The sequence below is a fragment of the Cryobacterium sp. PH31-O1 genome (assembly GCF_030063455.1).
Taxonomy (GTDB): Bacteria; Actinomycetota; Actinomycetes; order Actinomycetales; family Microbacteriaceae; genus Cryobacterium.
On sequence record NZ_JASITB010000003.1, the window covers coordinates 216,328 to 232,551 of the forward strand.

General features: G+C 66.5%; 17 protein-coding genes and 1 pseudogene. 8 read left to right on the forward strand and 10 right to left on the reverse strand.

What is annotated here, in order from left to right; all coding sequences use genetic code 11:
• Nucleotides 1–87: 87 nt before the first annotated feature.
• Complete coding sequence (locus tag QMK31_RS08220) at nucleotides 88–1,035, reverse strand: anti-sigma factor (RefSeq protein ID WP_283500465.1); 948 nt, start codon at nucleotides 1,033–1,035, stop codon at nucleotides 88–90.
• Entirely contained in the window at nucleotides 1,032–1,616 is a 585-nt protein-coding gene (locus QMK31_RS08225; RefSeq protein WP_283500466.1) for a sigma-70 family RNA polymerase sigma factor, read from the reverse strand. The genes QMK31_RS08220 and QMK31_RS08225 overlap by 4 nt, the downstream gene beginning before the upstream one ends.
• Before the next feature lie 571 nt (nucleotides 1,617–2,187).
• Between QMK31_RS08225 and QMK31_RS08230 the strand changes: the two genes are divergently transcribed.
• Nucleotides 2,188–3,141 carry an SDR family oxidoreductase gene (locus QMK31_RS08230; RefSeq protein WP_283500467.1) on the forward strand — a complete coding sequence of 318 codons (954 nt, stop codon included), beginning with the start codon at nucleotides 2,188–2,190 and terminating at the stop codon, nucleotides 3,139–3,141.
• A 156-nt stretch (nucleotides 3,142–3,297) separates the two neighbouring features.
• On the opposite strand, the gene QMK31_RS08235 is transcribed toward QMK31_RS08230, so the two are convergent.
• Nucleotides 3,298–4,137, reverse strand: coding sequence for an alpha/beta fold hydrolase (locus tag QMK31_RS08235; RefSeq protein ID WP_283500468.1), 840 nt, complete (start codon nucleotides 4,135–4,137; stop codon nucleotides 3,298–3,300).
• Nucleotides 4,138–4,140: 3 nt separating this feature from the next.
• Nucleotides 4,141–4,362, reverse strand: a complete 222-nt coding sequence (locus QMK31_RS08240) for a hypothetical protein (protein WP_283500469.1) — start codon at nucleotides 4,360–4,362, stop codon at nucleotides 4,141–4,143.
• A gap of 143 nt (nucleotides 4,363–4,505) precedes the next feature.
• Here QMK31_RS08240 and QMK31_RS08245 point away from each other — a divergent pair, with 143 nt between their 5' ends.
• The 3 genes from QMK31_RS08245 (at nucleotide 4,506) to QMK31_RS08255 (ending at nucleotide 7,955) form a co-directional block, all read left to right on the forward strand.
• Nucleotides 4,506–5,360 carry a DUF4349 domain-containing protein gene (locus QMK31_RS08245; RefSeq protein ID WP_283500470.1) on the forward strand — a complete coding sequence of 285 codons (855 nt, stop codon included), beginning with the start codon at nucleotides 4,506–4,508 and terminating at the stop codon, nucleotides 5,358–5,360.
• A gap of 97 nt (nucleotides 5,361–5,457) precedes the next feature.
• Nucleotides 5,458–6,612 (forward strand): acyl-CoA dehydrogenase family protein, encoded by a 1,155-nt coding sequence (locus tag QMK31_RS08250; protein ID WP_283500652.1) that lies wholly within the window; start codon nucleotides 5,458–5,460, stop codon nucleotides 6,610–6,612.
• Nucleotides 6,609–7,955 carry a threonine/serine exporter family protein gene (locus tag QMK31_RS08255; RefSeq protein ID WP_283500471.1) on the forward strand — a complete coding sequence of 449 codons (1,347 nt, stop codon included), beginning with the start codon at nucleotides 6,609–6,611 and terminating at the stop codon, nucleotides 7,953–7,955. The genes QMK31_RS08250 and QMK31_RS08255 overlap by 4 nt, the downstream gene beginning before the upstream one ends.
• 58 nt (nucleotides 7,956–8,013) lie before the next feature.
• On the opposite strand, the gene QMK31_RS08260 is transcribed toward QMK31_RS08255, so the two are convergent.
• Nucleotides 8,014–8,259 carry a hypothetical protein gene (locus QMK31_RS08260; protein ID WP_283500472.1) on the reverse strand — a complete coding sequence of 82 codons (246 nt, stop codon included), beginning with the start codon at nucleotides 8,257–8,259 and terminating at the stop codon, nucleotides 8,014–8,016.
• Nucleotides 8,260–8,448: 189 nt separating this feature from the next.
• On the opposite strand from QMK31_RS08260, the gene QMK31_RS08265 reads away from it, so the two are divergent.
• A complete protein-coding gene (locus tag QMK31_RS08265) occupies nucleotides 8,449–8,571 on the forward strand; it encodes a hypothetical protein (protein WP_255408738.1) in 123 nt (40 codons plus the stop codon).
• 162 nt (nucleotides 8,572–8,733) lie between these two features.
• On the forward strand, nucleotides 8,734–9,603 hold the full coding sequence (locus QMK31_RS08270) for a metal-dependent hydrolase (protein WP_283500473.1): 870 nt from the start codon (nucleotides 8,734–8,736) through the stop codon (nucleotides 9,601–9,603).
• Between the two features lie 25 nt (nucleotides 9,604–9,628).
• Here the strand turns inward: QMK31_RS08270 and QMK31_RS08275 are convergent, their stop codons facing one another.
• Nucleotides 9,629–10,405 carry a putative endonuclease domain-containing protein gene (locus QMK31_RS08275; protein ID WP_283500474.1) on the reverse strand — a complete coding sequence of 259 codons (777 nt, stop codon included), beginning with the start codon at nucleotides 10,403–10,405 and terminating at the stop codon, nucleotides 9,629–9,631.
• 227 nt (nucleotides 10,406–10,632) lie between these two features.
• Between QMK31_RS08275 and QMK31_RS08280 the strand changes: the two genes are divergently transcribed.
• Complete coding sequence (locus tag QMK31_RS08280; protein WP_283500475.1) at nucleotides 10,633–11,844, forward strand: acyl-CoA dehydrogenase family protein; 1,212 nt, start codon at nucleotides 10,633–10,635, stop codon at nucleotides 11,842–11,844.
• A 116-nt stretch (nucleotides 11,845–11,960) separates the two neighbouring features.
• Here QMK31_RS08280 and QMK31_RS08285 read toward each other — a convergent pair.
• A pseudogene (locus QMK31_RS08285) lies at nucleotides 11,961–12,445 on the reverse strand (alcohol dehydrogenase catalytic domain-containing protein); the annotation flags it as partial.
• A 187-nt stretch (nucleotides 12,446–12,632) separates the two neighbouring features.
• Between QMK31_RS08285 and QMK31_RS08290 the strand changes: the two are divergent.
• Nucleotides 12,633–13,457: a putative endonuclease domain-containing protein gene (locus tag QMK31_RS08290; RefSeq protein ID WP_283500476.1), complete on the forward strand. Its 825-nt coding sequence runs from the start codon at nucleotides 12,633–12,635 to the stop codon at nucleotides 13,455–13,457.
• A gap of 83 nt (nucleotides 13,458–13,540) precedes the next feature.
• On the opposite strand, the gene QMK31_RS08295 is transcribed toward QMK31_RS08290, so the two are convergent.
• Genes QMK31_RS08295 through QMK31_RS08305 form a run of 3 tightly spaced genes read right to left on the reverse strand, consistent with a single transcriptional unit; the run spans nucleotide 13,541 to nucleotide 16,223 of the window.
• Entirely contained in the window at nucleotides 13,541–14,758 is a 1,218-nt protein-coding gene (locus QMK31_RS08295; RefSeq protein WP_283500477.1) for an acetyl-CoA C-acetyltransferase, read from the reverse strand.
• Nucleotides 14,755–15,429, reverse strand: coding sequence for a 3-oxoacid CoA-transferase subunit B (locus tag QMK31_RS08300; RefSeq protein ID WP_283500478.1), 675 nt, complete (start codon nucleotides 15,427–15,429; stop codon nucleotides 14,755–14,757). The genes QMK31_RS08295 and QMK31_RS08300 overlap by 4 nt, the downstream gene beginning before the upstream one ends.
• Nucleotides 15,429–16,223 carry a CoA transferase subunit A gene (locus QMK31_RS08305; RefSeq protein WP_283500479.1) on the reverse strand — a complete coding sequence of 265 codons (795 nt, stop codon included), beginning with the start codon at nucleotides 16,221–16,223 and terminating at the stop codon, nucleotides 15,429–15,431. The genes QMK31_RS08300 and QMK31_RS08305 overlap by 1 nt, the downstream gene beginning before the upstream one ends.
• Nucleotide 16,224 lies beyond the last annotated feature (1 nt).

The window sequence follows — 16,224 nt, forward strand, 5'->3', positions numbered from 1 at the left end:
AGCCTACTTCGAGCGTGCGCTCTCTGCGGCAAACGTTGCTGCGGCCGCACCGGATCATCGCCCCCGTCGGCGGCGACACCGTTGCGGCTAGCTCTGGAAGGCGACGATCGGGTTGGACGTGGGCTGCTCGGATCCGCCGTTGGGCTCCACGGTGATGCCGACCTGGTCGCCGGCGTGCATCGTGCCGTCCAGCACGCGCCAGGCTGTGCCGTCGCCGCTCGAGTCGAAGGTTCCGGCGGGAACCGCACCCTCGCCGTTGATGTACCAGGCCTGGTAGTCCTGGTCACCGCCCAGAACCGGCAGGCTGTCCACCAGCACCGCGGAGATTCCAAGCTTATTGGACCATACCAGGGTGGCTTCCTGGCCGTCGGCGGTAGTCGTCGCGGCACGCTGGGAGTCATCGGCAGCATTGATCTGCGCGAGCCCGGAGGCCTGTTGTGACGAGAACTGGTTGGTGTTGAGTACCTGGCCGAAGACGGATCCGCCAACGAACAGGGCCACGGCAGCCGCCGCCGCCAGCATAAGCCGCGCCGGACGCTTGAACCAGCGCGCCTGCGCCCGCTCGGTAGCCGATGAACGGCCGGTGCCAGAAGACTCAGCAGAGCGGATGCCGGCTACCGGTCGGGTCGCACCAGTCGGCGCTGTGCCAGTCGGCGCTGTGCCAGTCGGCGTGCCATCCCCCGACGCCGGGGAGGGGGCTGACGGCCCAGTGGGCGCGACCGGGGGAACGACGGGGGACGACGTCAAAGCGGAGGCGGGGGCATCCGTTGTCGCAGCGGGCCGCGGCAGGGGCGGAAGCTGCGGGGTCGACGCGAGCAGCGACATGAGGTTGGCCTTGAGCGCACCGGAGGGCTGCACGGGTGCCACGGCGAGACCGAGGGCCACCGCGGTGTCGTTTAGCTCGGCAGCTTCAATACGCGCCCGCTCGGATGCGGCGAGGTACGCCTCGAAGGCCGCCGTGTCCTCGGCGTCGAGGGCGTGCAGGGCGTAGGCTCCGGCAAGGTCGGCCGGATGGGTTTCGTTGTGCTCGGTCATGATGCCACGCCCAGTTCGTCGCGCAGGCGGATGAGTCCGTCGCGGAGCCGCGTTTTCACGGTGCCCAAAGGAATGTGGAGTTGCTCGGCGACCTCGCTGTGACTGAACCCGCCGTAATACGCGAGGCTCACAGCCTGACGCTGCAGCTGTGTCAATCGAGTCATCGCCTTCTCCACCCTTTCATGTTCGATTCGTACTTCAACGGTTTCGGCCACCTGATCGTAGGCAACGGCCAGGTCACGGATTCCGATTTTGGTATCGCGGTCACGACCGGCCTGCGACGACCGAATTCGGTCAACCGCTCGCCGGTGTGCCATGGTGAGGATCCAGGTGCTCGCACCACCACGGGTCGGTTCGTAACGCGACGCCGACTGCCAGATCTCCAGAAAAATCTCCTGGGTCACTTCCTCCGACTGTGCGTGGTCGACGAGCAGACGCTTGACCAAGCCCAGCACTCGCGGGGCAATCTGGTCATACAGTTCTCCGAAGGCCGCTTGGTCGCCGTGGGCTACTCGACCGAGCAGCTCCTCCTTGGTGGCAGGGGCTGCCGGCGAGAGGTCTCCGGCGGATTCAACAGTCATGAGATCTAGCATGTCAGGTCTCGTCCCGTTCCATGACTAGGGTTCGGCGCGAAGTCGGTAACGGATTGGTCGCTTTACCAGATTTTCCGTTCGAACGGATGCCTGCGGCCGGGTCTGAGCGTGCTCGCGTCAACAAATGCTAAAGGCCGGGCCGCAGAGCACCTCTCGGCGCGAGGCCGCTCGAAGCGGCGAATAATGGAACCCGGGATTACTGCGGCCCGACCAGACACCAGTGTATTCGAGCGAGGCGGTCGGCGTCGACTGTTCGCCGTCGGCGCACTTCCGCCAGCGGTCGCGCTGGCGTTGCGCCAGTCGCGCGCAAGTCGCCCTGATCATCGAGAGATACCCTGGTGGTGGTCGCAGGACCATACTGTGGACGGGGCCCGGGCCCCGTCCACGGGCCCGCCCTGTGAACAGGCCGACCCGGTGAGCAGGCCGACCCGGTGAGCAGGCCGACCCGGCCCCACACAGACCACCGAACCAGCCGTGAATCCGCCGGGCGCCTCCGTGGCCGCGTGACTTCCCCCTCCCGAACGGGTTGGATGGAGCACCACGACAACCAGGGATACCCATGAACACGCGCGCCAAACCCCTCCCCGACATCACCGTTCCCGATCTGCACGGCAGGCTCGCCGTCGTCACGGGCGCCAACAGCGGCCTCGGCTTCGGGCTCACCGGCCGCCTCGCCCGGGCTGGCGCCGAAGTCATCCTCGCCGTGCGCAACGAGGAGAAGGGCGCGGCGGCGATCAGACTCCTTCGCGACCAGACTCCGGAAGCCAAGCTCAGCATCCGTCATCTCGATCTGGCCTCGCTCTCGAGCATCGCCGGATTCGGTGAGGAACTCACGACAGAAGGGCGCCCGATCGACATTCTGCTCAACAACGCCGGCCTGATGATGCCGCCGGTGCGCGATGAGACCGAAGACGGCTTTGAGCTGCAGTTCGGTACCAACCACCTCGGCCACTTCGCGCTCACCGCCCACCTGCTGCCGTTGCTTCGCGCCGCGGGACCGAGCCGGGTCGTGAGCCTCTCCAGCCTGATCGCCCGCACCGGTCGCCTCGATTTCGACGACCTGCAAGGTCTGCGCTACAGCCGAACCCGCGCCTATGCACTCTCCAAACTGGCCACGCTCATGTTCGCGCGTGACCTCAACCGGCGCAGCGTCGTTGGCGGCTGGGGCGTGCGCAGCGTCGCCGCGCATCCGGGCGCGACCGTCACGAACCTGCAGATCACCGGCCCCACCCACAAGGGAGCGTCGGCGCGGGTCTTCCTGGCTGTGAACGAAGCCTCCCACCGTATCGACTGGATGTGGCAGCAGATCGACCAGGGCATCCTGCCCGCGCTCTACGCGGCGACCAGCCCGGCGGCGGCCGGCGGCGGCTACTACGGTCCCGGCGGGTTCGGTGAACTCACCGGCGCCCCCGCGCCGGCTCGGTTGCCCCCGCGCTCACTCAACGATGCGGATGCGCGCCGCCTCTGGTCGGTGTCCGAAGAGCTCACCGGAGTGACCTACCCCACGTCGTAGCCAGCCTGCACGCTCCCCCGTGGCCGCCAGTCGCTCAGCCCGACGAGTCGGATGCCGCTGCACCGGATCCTCGCCGAGATCCTACTGCCCGTCGGCGGCAGCATCGGCACCGCGCCGGAACCGGCCGAGGCCGTATCGCAGCGAGCGCCGCGCGTGTCAGCTGTCGATGACCTTCACGAGCACTCGCGCCAACCGCCGACGAATGATGTGGTCGTTGGCCTCGACGCGGTGCATCGTGACGTGACGCATCCGCTCGATGATGGTCAGGCTGCCCTGCGCGATGAACGCGTCGAGCGCGCCGTAGATCACGTCGACCGGAACGGTGAGGCTCGCAATGTCGCTCACCACGGTCTGCGATTCGATGCAGTGTTCCATCGATTTAATGAACGGCGTCCAGGTCTTGTCGGTCAGCTCGAAAATGCCCTTGGGTAGCAACCGTGACATGAAGGCGGCGTTGGCGAGCGTGAAATCCTTATTGGCGCGCAGAAAATCATAGGCGCGCAGGTAGGCGCTCACCCGCGCCTTAACCCGGGGGTCGCCGATATCGCTCGGCGAGACGTAGACCGGCGGCCCCACGAGCACCATGCGCGACACCGTGCCGCGACCGGTCAGCCGGCGCCAGGCGGCCGAGAACCGACCGTGACGTTCCATCGCCGCATATCGGGTGCTGATCAGGCTGCCAAGCGAATGCCCGACCAGCACGAACGGCTCCCGCAGCTTCAACGAGCGGATGGTCGCGGCGAGCGCCCCGACGTGATCCTCCAGCCGGTATTCACACCCGTCCGGCGCCGGCGACTGCCCGAACCCGAGGATATCGACGGCGATCACCCGGTGGTGGGGGGTCAGCAGCGGGATCACCTCGTAAAAGGTGACCGAGGACGACGCGATGCCGTGTACGAGGATCACGACCGGGCCAGTGCCGGCATCCGTTGCCACGTGCAAGAGTGGTGGGCGAGGCCGACGCATCCTGCGCATCCGCTTCGCCCACCAGGTCATACCCTAATTATCGTCGCGCAGGGTGGCTTTGAAGTCATTCTTGGCCTCGGTGGCATTGCGCTCGGCTTCGGCGTGCTTGACCTCACCCTCGGCCTTCTTCACCTTGGCGTCGGCCTTGGCCTCGTCGACCCGGTCTTCGATGCGGTCCTTGGCGTCGTCCACCGTCCGGCCGATCTTCTTGCCGGTCGCATCGAGCGCATCCTTGGCATCGTCTACGAATCCCATGTTGTCCTCCTGATCGTGATCTGCAGTCGGGCTGAACCGCCGACTCCCCGACCTTACTTCGGGGGCAGACGCCGAGTCCTAATTGTGATCCGACTCCCAGACTGCCTCCAGCGTGTGCCGTCGGCACGCCCATACAGTGAGGCATGAGACGAACTTGGGGTGTGATCGCGGTGCTTCTGACGACCGTGCTGTTGGCGGGGTGCACGGCGAATGGCGCTTCCGTGGGCACCGACTCGTCCGGAGGAAGCGTGTCGGACGGTGTCGTTCCGGCCGAGGGCGCCCCCGACAGCCCGGTCACCGGCACCACCGGCGACGTCAACACTGCCAACCGCGATGTCATCACCACCGGATCCGTGTCGATCACAGCCACCGACCCGGTCGAAGCGAGCGAAGCGGCCCGCACCATCACCGAACAGGCCGGCGGCCGGGTCGACAGCCGCAGCGAAAACCCGGCCACCGATATTCAGCCGGCGAGCGCGACCCTCACCCTGCGCATTCCGTCCGATGAACTCGACCGTACCCTCGTCGAACTCAAGAAACTCGGCCGGGTCAACTTCGTCTCACTCACCGCCCAGGATGTCACGCAGCAGAGCCAGGACCTCGACGCTCGTATCACCGCCCTGACCACCTCGGTCGACCGGTTGCTCGCCCTGATGGCATCGGCCACCACGACGGCCGACCTGATCAGCATTGAAAGTGCCCTGTCGAGCCGGCAGGGCGAGCTGGAAAGCCTGCAGTCCCAGCGCGACTTTCTTGCCGACCAGATCGACTACTCCACCGTGCAGCTCGAACTGGTCTCGGAGGGCACCGTCGCCTCCGGCGGCCCCGACAATTTCTGGACCGGTATTATCGCCGGCTGGACGGCGCTGGTGACCGCCCTCGGCGGCCTGCTGATCGGCCTCGGAGTGGCCCTGCCCTGGCTGGTTGTCCTGGCGATTTTCGGGGCAATTGTGCTTCTCCTCGTGCGGCTGTTCGCGCGGCGTCGTAAGGCTGCATAGGCTTATCAGTGTGACCGAGTTTCTCCCTGCTATAGCCCTGCCCGAAGCACGTCCGGCAGCGCCCGTTTTCGTACCCGACACCGACCAAAACGAGCCGCTGCTTTCTGCGCAGCTGCTGGACGGCATCCGCTCCCGAGCCGCGGGATATGACCGGGCCAACGCGTTCTTCGCCGACGACCTGGCCGAGCTCGTCGCCGCCGGCTACCTGCGAGCCCTGGTGCCGGCTCGGTTCGGTGGACTCGGCCGCACCCTGGCGCAGACCGTGCGTGAACAGACTCGGCTCGCCGCGCACGCTCCGGCCACCGCCCTCGCGGTGAACATGCACCTGATCTGGACCGCCGTCGCCGCAAGCCTCGCCGCTCAAAATGATCACTCGCTCGATTTTCTGCTCGAGGAGGCCGGCCGCGGCGAAATCTTTGCTTTCGGCGTGAGCGAACCCGGCAACGACCTGGTGTTGTTCGGCTCGCAAACGGATGCCAGCCCCGCGCCCGGCGGCGGCTATCGGTTCACCGGCACCAAGGTTTTTACCTCGCTCTCCCCTGCCTGGACCCGCCTGGGAACCCTCGGCCTCGACTCCTCCGACCCGGACGATCCCGCGATCGTCTGGGCTTTCCTCGAGAGGACGGATGCCGGCATCCGTGTGATGGAGGACTGGAACACCCTCGGCATGCGCGCCAGCCAGAGCCAGAGCACCCTGCTCAATGGCGCGCTGGCCCGCCCCGACCGGATCGTGCGGCGGCTGCCGGTCGGCCCGAACGGCGACCCGCTCGTGGCCGGAATCTTCGCCAACTTTGAGATTTTGCTCAGCGCCGTCTACACCGGTATCGGCCAGCGGGCGCTCGAACTCGCTGTCGAGGGCGCGAACCGGCGCACCTCCCTGAAGAACGGCGGTCGCACACACGCCCAGGATCCGGTGGCGCGCTGGCGGGTGGGCAACCTCGTCATCGCGATGGACGGCATCTACCCGCAGATCGACGCCCTCGCGCGCGCGGTCGACGAACGTTCATTCACGGTTGGACCGGCCTGGTTCGCCCAGCTGTCCGGGCTCAAATACCGGGCAACACAGAACGCCAAGTTCGTCGTCGACACGGCCGTGCAGGTGGCCGGCGGTTCCGCCTACAGCGCGACGTCCGAACTGGCACGGCTCTACCGCGACGTGCTCGCGGGTTTCTTCCACCCCTCCGACGCGGATTCCGCACACGCGACCGCCGCGGCATCCGTTTTGGGCCCCCTGGACGTGCACAGCTCATGAGTTTCAGCAAGACCACCGCCATCACCCTCGACCATTCCGGCTACACCCGGTCTGTTCTTGACCTCACGATGCGCCTCGCCGAGGTCATCTTCACCGCCGGCGCCGGCGCGGAAGACGCGACCGCCGCCATGATTGCGCTCACCCGCGCCTACGGACTCAAGGGCACCGACGCCAACATCACCCACACGACGATCACGCTCACGCAGGAAGACGCGGTGACGCACGAGTCGATCATTCGCAGCCGCAACGTGAAGTACCGCACGCTCGACTACTCCAAGCTCACGGCCACCTCGGAGCTGATTGCGGACATTATCGAGAAGCCGATTGAGGTGAACGACGCGCGCAAGATTCTGGCGACCATCGTCAGTTCCAAGCCGCAGGTCCCCCGGCAGTGGCGGCGCATCGGCTGGAGCCTGGTCGGAATGGGCGCCGCCGTGCTGATCGGGGCCGGACCGACGGTGATCATCGCCGCATTCATCGCGACCTGGATCATCGACTGGATCACCTCAGTGCTCGATCACCGTCAGGTTCCGTTGTTCTATCAGACCGTCGTCGGCGGCGCGATCGGCCCGATCGTCGCCGCGATCGTCGGGATGATCGATCCCACCGCGAACCCATCGCTGGTGATCGTGGCGACCATCATCATGCTCCTCGCCGGTGTCACCACCTTCGGCGCCGTGCATGACACGTTGTCGGGGTTCTACCTCACCGGCACCGCCCGGCTGGTGGAAGCACTGCTGATCACGGCGGGCCTGGTCAGCGGAGTGTCCGGCTCCGCGCTGTTTTTGGCGCGATTCGGCCTCATACTCGAGATCGATGCGAACCCGATCGTGACGCTCGCCGTGCTGCCGGTGCTGCTCGCGGCGGCCGTGGTGATCGTGATCGGTTTCGCACTCGCCGTGCAGGTGCCGTGGCGCGCCGTTTGGGTGGTCTGTATACTCGGCGCTCTCGCCGAGTTTCTGTTCGTCGCCGCGATGGCCGGAGGGTTCGGCCTGGTCTGGGCGTCGGCCGCGAGCGCCCTCGGCGTCGGCCTGCTCGCGGCGGTCGCCGCACGCATGGTGCGCACTCCCCCGCTCGTGATCATGGTGACGGCCCTGGTGCCGCTCGTTCCTGGGCTCACCCTGTTTCGCGGGCTGCTCAAACTCACGGAGGGCGACATCAACGGGCTGCTCTCGCTGCTCACCGCGGCAGGCATCGCGATGGCCCTCGCGGCTGGCGCCCTGCTGTCGCAGTACGTCGTGCAGATCGTCTGGGGACCGGCCCGCCGCCTCCAGCGCCGCTTCATCGGACCGCTCATGGCGTTGCCGGTGCGGTTGGGCCGCGACGCCACCAAACGTATCTAGTCCCCGGCGAATCTGCGAGGTGGCGGCATCCGCTGAAAAACAGATGCCGCCCCGCGCGTCAGTTGGGAACGTCGGCCTCGCCCTCGTCCTCGGCCACGTCCTCCTCGACGAACCGGTAGGGGATGGGCTCTTCGGTCTCGCTACCGCGCTTGTAGGTGCGGCTGATCGTCTCGGTGTCTTCGACGGCCTCGAGCACGATCACGTCCTGGTATTCGCCGTCGACGTATTCCAGCTCCACCTCGGTTCCGGCGGCGATCGGGTTCGGTCCAAAGAGTACTGCCCGGTAGGTGGCGCTATGGCTCATGACGGTGACCTTTCAACGGGTGAGGGGTTCATTGCAGCGACAGCATACGGCACACCGGCAGCCGTGCACAGGGCTCCCACCGGGTTGGCGGGTCGGTCAGCCCGGTCGGTCGCGCAAGATGACGTTTGCGACAAACCCGCGTATTCTCAAGGTGACGGGGCCCCACGGCTCGGCGCGAAGGAGTACACAATGGCTGACAAATCACCGAAAAAGGATGCGACCAAGAAGGTTGCCGACAAGTCCCTCAAGGAAAAGAGGGCCGACAAGAAGGCGAAGTCTGAAGAGACCGCTTCACGGGCCCGCAAGAGCTAGGTTCCAACCAGCGCACGGGGTGCCGCCACGATCGTGGCGGCACCCTTTTTTCATACGTCGAGCCCCACGGCCTGGCCGGTGCACCTTCTCAACGAGGTCCGGCGCATCGCCTGGCCGTCAGCATCCGTTTTGCCGCCGCCGGCAGCATCGAAAGGACCAGCCATGACCCTGCCCACCGAAGACACCCGTGTGCTCTACCCGAGCGGCGCCGTCGATACGCAGGCGAGGGTGCTGCACTCCGAGCCGCTGAGTGACGGGCGCTCGGCCGTGCTGCTCGACGCGACCTGCGTGCATCCGGTCGATGCGGGCTGGCCCGACCAGGGACCCGACCTGGCGCTGCTGCACCACGGCGCCGCCTTCTGGCCGGTCGAGGACTGCATCGTGGGAGCCACCGACGGCTTGGCGTTGTACATCGGAGGCGACATTCCGGTGGCCAAGGGAACGCCAGGCTGGGCCTTCGTCGTGGTGCACGTGGTCGATGCGGCCGGGCTGTCCGCCGGCGATACCGTGACCGTCGAGGTCGACGAGGGCCTGCGCGATTCCACAAGCGCCGGACACACCAGCTGCCACCTCGCCTCCCTCGCGCTCAACGCCGCCCTCGCCGTCCGCTGGAAGAAAGAGGTGCGCCCCGACGGCCTCGGCCACCCCGACTTCGACGGCCTCGCCATCGACGAGTCACTGATCGGGCCAAACGCCTCCGTCGACACCTACCGACTCGGCAAGTCGCTGCGCAAGAAGGGCTTCACGGTCGAGGGCCTGGCCGAGGCGCTCGCCGCGATCGAAACGACCGTCAACGCGACCCTCGCTACCTGGACCGAAACGGATGCCGCGGTGCGCGTCGACCGCGGCGGCGACCGGTTGACCGACCGCCGCTACTGGGTTTGCGAGCTGCCCGGAACGAGCGTGCGCATCCCCTGCGGCGGCACCCATGTGAGTTCACTCGGCACGCTCGGTGTCGTGACCGTGACCCTGGGCCTGCACGACCTGGACGGCACCGACGTGTTGACCATGAACACCTCCGCCTCGCGCTGACCGTTCGCCCGCAACCCCACAACCGCTACGAGGCGTCGGGGCTCACGCGCAGCCGATCGACCGCCTCGACGCCGCGAATCTGCACGAGCACTTCCAGGATGCGATCAACGACGCCGACCGACAGCGCCGGGCAGACGATGCTGTACGGACCGAGCTCGTCGAGTCCGCCGGCGCGCACCCGAATGACCTCCCAGCCGACCTCGTTCAACGCCGCATCCTTCTCCCGATCACTAGCCTCCTTCAGCCCGCGGTGGGAGAGCCCGTCCCGCCCCGGATCGTCGTATTCAATGGCCACCATCAGGCCGGGAATGATGATGTCGGGCCAGACTTCGGGCTTGCCGAAGAATGTGCGGCTGATTTTGATCGCGTTCACCCGATGCGGCAAGCGGATGCGTTCGCCCAGCAGCACCCGCAGCCGCTGTTCGGTCTGCGAGGTGCCCAGCCGAAGGGCTGGTTTCATGAACGGCACTCCGCCCTCGAACCGAGCAGCCGGCGCCTGCGCGTTTTTGAAGCACTTCGGACAGCCGACGCCGGTCAGCACCTCGCGCACGCTCGCGGTGAAGCGCGAGTGCCCGCGCACGCAGATCCATTCAAACTCAGCACCGATCCGGGTCTCCTGGGCGAGCGCCGCCCGCTCGGCCGGCGCGACCTTCGCCAACAGCTGGCGGCGGTCGCGCTTGGTTTCGACCAGCAGCATGCAGAGCGGGCAGGGTCGCTGCAGGGTGATGCGCGCCGTGTCGAGCGACGCGCCGTGCCCGCAGCGAAACCGGATGCTCGTGCCCGTCGCACTACCGTCAGCCACTGATACCTCCCCTGTTTTCTTCCACGCTAGACACCACCACCGACAGGCGCATCCGCTCAATCCTCCCGCCTACTATTTGAGGGCTGCCCCCGTCGCGCAGAGAGGGCGATCTGGCGGGCTCCACGCCCAGAGTCCTGCGCATTATGTACGGTCTCAAGGCGAGAGATTGCGCAATTCCACTCATTGACGCAGAATTTAGGGGTACCCGGTCAGAGAGGACCATCGTCATGAGCATCGTCGTTGACAACACCCCCGTCGTGAGCACCGAAGCGGATGAGTTCTACACCGGCCCCACCGCCGATTTTTTCTCCTACCACGACCTGCTCACCCCCGAGGAGCAGCAGCTCGTGGCCGAAGCCCGCGCGGTGTTCGAGCGCGAGGTGCGCCCCGTCGTGGCCGAGCATTGGAACAACGAGACTTTTCCATTTGAGATCATCCCGGTGCTCACCGCCCTCAACCTCGTCGAGCTATGCGCTCGCGGCAACAATTTCCTGCTGCACGGATTCATGACCCTCGAACTCTCCCGAGTGGATGCCTCGATCTCGACCTTCGTCGGCGTGCACAGCGGCCTGTTCGCTGCGGCCATCGCCCAGCTCGGCACCGACGACCAGCGCGAACGCTACCTGGCCGACGCCATCTCCCTGCGCAAGATCGGTGCGTTCGCGCTCACCGAACCCGAGCACGGCTCCGACGTCTCCCGCAACATGGAGACGACCGCCACCCGCACCGGCGACTCCTGGACCCTGAACGGCGTCAAGCGCTGGATCGGCAGCGGAACCTTCGCCGCCAACGTGCTGATCTGGGCGCGCGACACCGCAGACGACCAAATCAAGGGATTCATCGTCAGCTCAGCCCTGGCCGGGTTCACGGCCGAAAAGATTGAGAACAAGATCGCCCTGCGCATCGTGCAGAACGCCACGATCACCCTCGAGAACGTCGTGGTCGCCGAACGCGACCGGCTGCCCGGAGCCACGAGCTTTCGCGACACCAACCGGCTGCTCACCAACTCCAGGGTCTGGGTGGGCTGGCAGACCGTCGGACTGCAATTCGCCGCCTACGATTGTGCCCTGCGCTACGCCCTCGAACGCCAACAATTCAACAAACCGATCGCGTCGTTTCAGCTGGTGCAGGAGAAACTCGTGCGCATGCTCGAGAACGCGACGACCTCGCTCGGCACGATGGTGCGCATCGCCCAGCTGCAGCAGGCGGGAACGCTGCGGCCCGAGCACGCGGCGATGGCCAAGGCCTCGTCAAGCGCCCGCATGCGGGAATCCGTGGCGCTGGGCCGTTCGGTGCTCGGCGGCAACGGTATCTCCACCGACTTTGGCATGGCCCGCATCTTCGCCGACGCCGAAGCGCTCTACACCTACGAGGGCAGCTACGAGATCAACACCCTGGTGGTCGGCCGCGCGATCACCGGCATCTCCGCGTTCCAATAGTGGCTCGGTGCCAGGCAGGGGCGTGAGACAGCGGATGCTGCGGGTCGCCTCACGCGGCGACCCGCAGCATCCGCTTGGGTAGTGCGTTAGTACTGGATGGCGACGCGGCCGTCGATAATGGTCAGGCCCTTGAGCACCATGTCGAAAATCGGCGCGGGGACGTCGCCGGCCGGGAGGCCGTTGAAGACGATGGTGCCGCCGCGGCAGGTCATGCCGATGGCCTGGCCGGGTGCACGGCGGTGTGGCCGAGTCCGCCGTCGCCGGACACGACAACCCACTGGCCGGCGTTGGCCTCGGTCATCTTCAAGCCCTTGTAGACGGTGACGCCGGCGCAGAGGTTGGGCGCGATGTCGACCGGGTCGGCGTCCTTGGGCAGCGGCACGGCGAACTTGGTGTCGACGATCATGTACTCGCCGAAGGACCCGTCGACGCTGTAGCCGCCATTGATCTGCGCTTCGCAGAGAGTTTCCCAGCCGGTGCGGCAATACTGGCAGGTGCCGCAGGCGCTCCACAGCGAGGCGTTGCCCACGCGGTCGCCCACCTTGATCTCGGTGACGCCTTCGCCGATGCCTTCGTGCCCGGGGATGAACGGCGGGGTCGGCGACGTCCACGGGGTATTTGGGCTACATCAATTTGGATGTGGGGTCAGTCTGAAGCTTCGTTCGCCGAGGTGTGAGACCTACCCCGAATTTGGCCGACAACGGTTGCAAACTCACACCTCGGGAACGAATGAGGGCTGCCTGTGGATAACAAATATGCGCGATCCCGATTCGCTGCATGATCCCGGCATGTCCACATCTCAGGATCGTGCCACCTTGTCCTATCGCCGCCTGCGCGCTGACGAAACGCGGGCGGCATCCGTTATTGAGCTGGCGAAGGCCTATTCTGAGCGGATGCCCGCGGCTCACGCTTTCAGCCACACGACCGCGGGCGTCGTTCAGGGTATGTGGTTGCCTCATCGGCTCGAAACAGACCGGCACCTGCACGTCAGCGTGCCGGCCGGTACCCGGGCTCCGCAGATGCTGGGCATCGTCGGGCATAAGCGCGACGTGCTCGACATCCGCCGGGTCGGGGACCTTCGCGTGACGTCGCCGCATCACACCTGGATCGATGTCGCCCCGATGCTCAGACGAGTCGAACTCGTCGCGGCTGCGGATTTTCTCTGCGGGGGTCGAGATCCGATGCACACGCCTGACGAGTTGTGTGCGGTCACGGCGGAACTCACCGGACGACGCGGATGCCGCGCCCTGCGGGAAGCCGCGATTCTCGCACGCGCCGCGGTCGATTCGCCGCAGGAGACCAGGACACGCCTGTTTATCCTGGATGACGGCATTCCAGAACCCGTCGCCAATTTTGTTATTCGGGACTCCGACGGCCATTTCGTGGCCCGCGTCGACCTGGCCTGGCCGCGCTTTCGGGTCTGCGTCGAGTATGAGGGCGACGGCCACCGCACAGACCGAAAGCAATTCCGTAAAGACATCACCCGACGCGAGCGGGTCGAAGACCAGAACTGGCGCATGGTGCGCATTACCGACGACGACCTCACATACGGCGGGCAGGAGCTCCTACGCCGAGTGCGCGCTGCGTTGGCTGCCCGCGGCGCACGCTCGTAGCCATCCGTTCGCCGAGGTGTGAGTCTGGCGCCATTTCGAGCAAATTTCGGGCTCAAACTCACACCTCAACCGAGCGGATCCTGCTAGGCGCGCTCGAAGATGGCCGCCAGACCCTGGCCACCTCCGATGCACATGGTTTCGAGGAGGTAGCGGCCCTCGGTGCGCTGCAGGTGGCGGCTGGCGGTCGCGAGGATGCGGGCACCGGTGGCGCCGACCGGGTGGCCGAGGCTGATGCCGGAGCCGTTGACGTTGGTGCGGGCCCAGTCTTCGGGGGTGAAGTTCCACTCCCGGCTGACGGCGAGCACCTGCGCGGCGAACGCCTCGTTGAGTTCAATGAGATCGATGTCGGCGAGGGTGAGCCCGGCACGCGCAAGCGCGAGCTTCGTAGCCGGCACCGGACCGAGGCCCATCCGTGAGGGCTCGACTCCCGCGCGGGCCCAGGATTTGAGGCGCACGATCGGGGTCAGACCGAGCTCGGCGGCACGTTCCGGGGTGGTGACGATGCAGGCGGCGGCCGCGTCGTTCTGACCGCTCGCGTTGCCCGCGGTGACGGTCGCGGCGGCATCCGCTTTGCCCATAATGGGCTTAAGGCTGGCGAGGGCTTCGAGGGAGGTCTCGCGGGGAGTCTCATCGACGGAAACCACGACGGCGCCCTTGCGACCGGGCACGGTGACCGGCACGATCTCGTCGAGAAAGCGGTCGTCGGCGACGGCGGCGAGGGCGCGGCGCTGGGACTCCACGGCGAGTTCGTCTTGTTCGACACGATCGATCCCGTAGTCGCGGCGCAGGTTCTCGGCGGTTTCGAGCATGCCTCCTGGCACCGGGTAGTGGCGTCCGCCGGCCGTTTCACGCCCGCGGCCGAGGGCGTCGCGCAGCAGCACACCGGTGGTTCCGGCGAGGCCCCAGCGGGAATCGACCGTGTACAGCGGGGCCTGGCTCATCACGTCGACACCGCCGGCAATGAGCAGGTCGCTCACCCCGGTCTGAACCTGCATCGCCGCGTCGAGGATGGCCTGCAAGCCACTACCGCAGCGGCGATCGACCTGCACACCGCCGACCGTGACGGGCAACCCGGCGTTTAGTGCCGCGACCCGGGCGACCGGCGCGGCCTCCGCCGACGGGTAGGCCTGGCCGAAGATGACGTCGTCGACCAGTGCACCATCAAGACCAGTGCGTTCGATCAAAGCACGGATGACCGCGGCCGCGAGGTCGGCCGGCGCTACGGTCTTGAAGGCGCCACCGAACCGACCGATCGGGGTGCGCAGCGGTTCGCAAATGACGACCTCACGCAGCTCACTCATTCGCTGGCCCCGATCAGCGTCGTGATCGTGGTCGGCGCCGATGGTACGAGCAGGGTCGCCTCGGTGCCGGCCTGAACCTCGTCGACGGTGACGCCGGGCGCGACCTCGCGCAGCACGAGGCCGTCGGGGGTGACGTCGATCACGGCGAGGTCGGTGATGATGCGAGTGACAACGGCCTTGCCCGTCAGCGGCAAGTCACAAACCTTCTTGATCTTGAAGTCACCGGTCTTGGTGACGTGTTCCATCACGACGATGACGGTGTCGGCGCCGTGCACCAGATCCATGGCGCCGCCCATGCCCTTGATCATCTTGCCGGGCACAGCCCAGTTGGCGATGTCGCCGACCACGCTGACCTGCATGGCGCCGAGCACGGCCACGTCGATCAGGCCGCCGCGAATCATGCCGAAACTCTGCGCCGAGTCGAAGTAGGCGGCGCCCGGGTTGACGGTGACGGTCTCCTTGCCGGCGTTGATCAGCTTGGGGTCGGCTTCGCCCTCCCACGGGTAGGGGCCGACGCCGAGCACACCGTTTTCGGAGTGCAGCACCACGTGCACCCCTTCGGGCAGAAAATTCGGAATGAGCGTTGGCAGACCTATTCCCAGATTGACATAGGAATCGGGGGCGAGTTCCTGGGCGGCACGTGCCGCCATCTCGTTGCGGGAGAGGGCCATCAGTTCGTTCCTTCCGACGTTGCCGGCCGCGGCCGCGTCGTGGTCTTCTCGATCGGCAGGTCGGCGGCGTCGACCGCGCCGAGCTGCACGATGCGGTTCACATAGATGCCGGCGAGGTGAACCTCGTCTGGGTCAATCTGCCCGGGCTCGACCAGTTCGTCGACCTCAGCGATCGTGATGCGGCCGGCCATGCCAGCCACCGGATTGAAGTTGCGGGCCGATTTCTCGAACACCAGGTTGCCGTGTCGGTCGCCCTTGGCGGCGCGCACCAGGGCATAGTCGGTGACGATGGCCTCTTCGAGCACGTACTCCTTCTCGCTTCCGAGTGACGAAAACAGCCGGGTCTCCTTCGGTGGCGACGACACGGTCACCTCACCATCGGGGCCGTAACGCCACGGCAGTCCACCGTCGGCGACCATGGTGCCCACACCGCTCGCGGTGAAGAACGCCGGAATTCCGGTACCGCCCGCCCGCAACCGCTCAGCCAGCGTGCCCTGCGGGGTCAGCTCAACCTCGAGCTCACCACCGAGATAACGGCGTGCGAAGTCCTTGTTCTCACCGATGTACGACGCAATCACCCGACTGATGCGGCCCTCACGCAGCAACTCACCCAGCCCCCACCCGTCAACGCCACAATTATTCGACGCCACGCGCAGGTTCGTACTTCCCAGAGCAAGCAAGGCACGAATGAGCACGATCGGCACCCCGACCAGGCCGAACCCGCCGACAGCGAGTGAGGCCCCGTCGGGGATGTCGGCCACGGCCGCCGTGGCGGAAGGGTAGGTCTTATCCATA

Excerpts from the sequence above, each read along its gene's own strand:
- QMK31_RS08220 (WP_283500465.1), bottom strand. The coding sequence starts at position 1,035 with ATGACCGAGCACAACGAAACCCATCCGGCCGACCTTGCCGGAGCCTAC.
- QMK31_RS08225 (WP_283500466.1), bottom strand. The coding sequence starts at position 1,616 with ATGACTGTTGAATCCGCCGGAGACCTCTCGCCGGCAGCCCCTGCCACC.
- QMK31_RS08230 (WP_283500467.1), top strand. The coding sequence starts at position 2,188 with ATGAACACGCGCGCCAAACCCCTCCCCGACATCACCGTTCCCGATCTG.
- QMK31_RS08235 (WP_283500468.1), bottom strand. The coding sequence starts at position 4,137 with ATGACCTGGTGGGCGAAGCGGATGCGCAGGATGCGTCGGCCTCGCCCA.
- QMK31_RS08240 (WP_283500469.1), bottom strand. The coding sequence starts at position 4,362 with ATGGGATTCGTAGACGATGCCAAGGATGCGCTCGATGCGACCGGCAAG.
- QMK31_RS08245 (WP_283500470.1), top strand. The coding sequence starts at position 4,506 with ATGAGACGAACTTGGGGTGTGATCGCGGTGCTTCTGACGACCGTGCTG.
- QMK31_RS08255 (WP_283500471.1), top strand. The coding sequence starts at position 6,609 with ATGAGTTTCAGCAAGACCACCGCCATCACCCTCGACCATTCCGGCTAC.
- QMK31_RS08260 (WP_283500472.1), bottom strand. The coding sequence starts at position 8,259 with ATGAGCCATAGCGCCACCTACCGGGCAGTACTCTTTGGACCGAACCCG.
- QMK31_RS08265 (WP_255408738.1), top strand. The coding sequence starts at position 8,449 with ATGGCTGACAAATCACCGAAAAAGGATGCGACCAAGAAGGTTGCCGAC.
- QMK31_RS08270 (WP_283500473.1), top strand. The coding sequence starts at position 8,734 with ATGACCCTGCCCACCGAAGACACCCGTGTGCTCTACCCGAGCGGCGCC.
- QMK31_RS08280 (WP_283500475.1), top strand. The coding sequence starts at position 10,633 with ATGAGCATCGTCGTTGACAACACCCCCGTCGTGAGCACCGAAGCGGAT.
- QMK31_RS08290 (WP_283500476.1), top strand. The coding sequence starts at position 12,633 with ATGTCCACATCTCAGGATCGTGCCACCTTGTCCTATCGCCGCCTGCGC.
- QMK31_RS08295 (WP_283500477.1), bottom strand. The coding sequence starts at position 14,758 with ATGAGTGAGCTGCGTGAGGTCGTCATTTGCGAACCGCTGCGCACCCCG.
- QMK31_RS08300 (WP_283500478.1), bottom strand. The coding sequence starts at position 15,429 with ATGGCCCTCTCCCGCAACGAGATGGCGGCACGTGCCGCCCAGGAACTC.
- QMK31_RS08305 (WP_283500479.1), bottom strand. The coding sequence starts at position 16,223 with ATGGATAAGACCTACCCTTCCGCCACGGCGGCCGTGGCCGACATCCCC.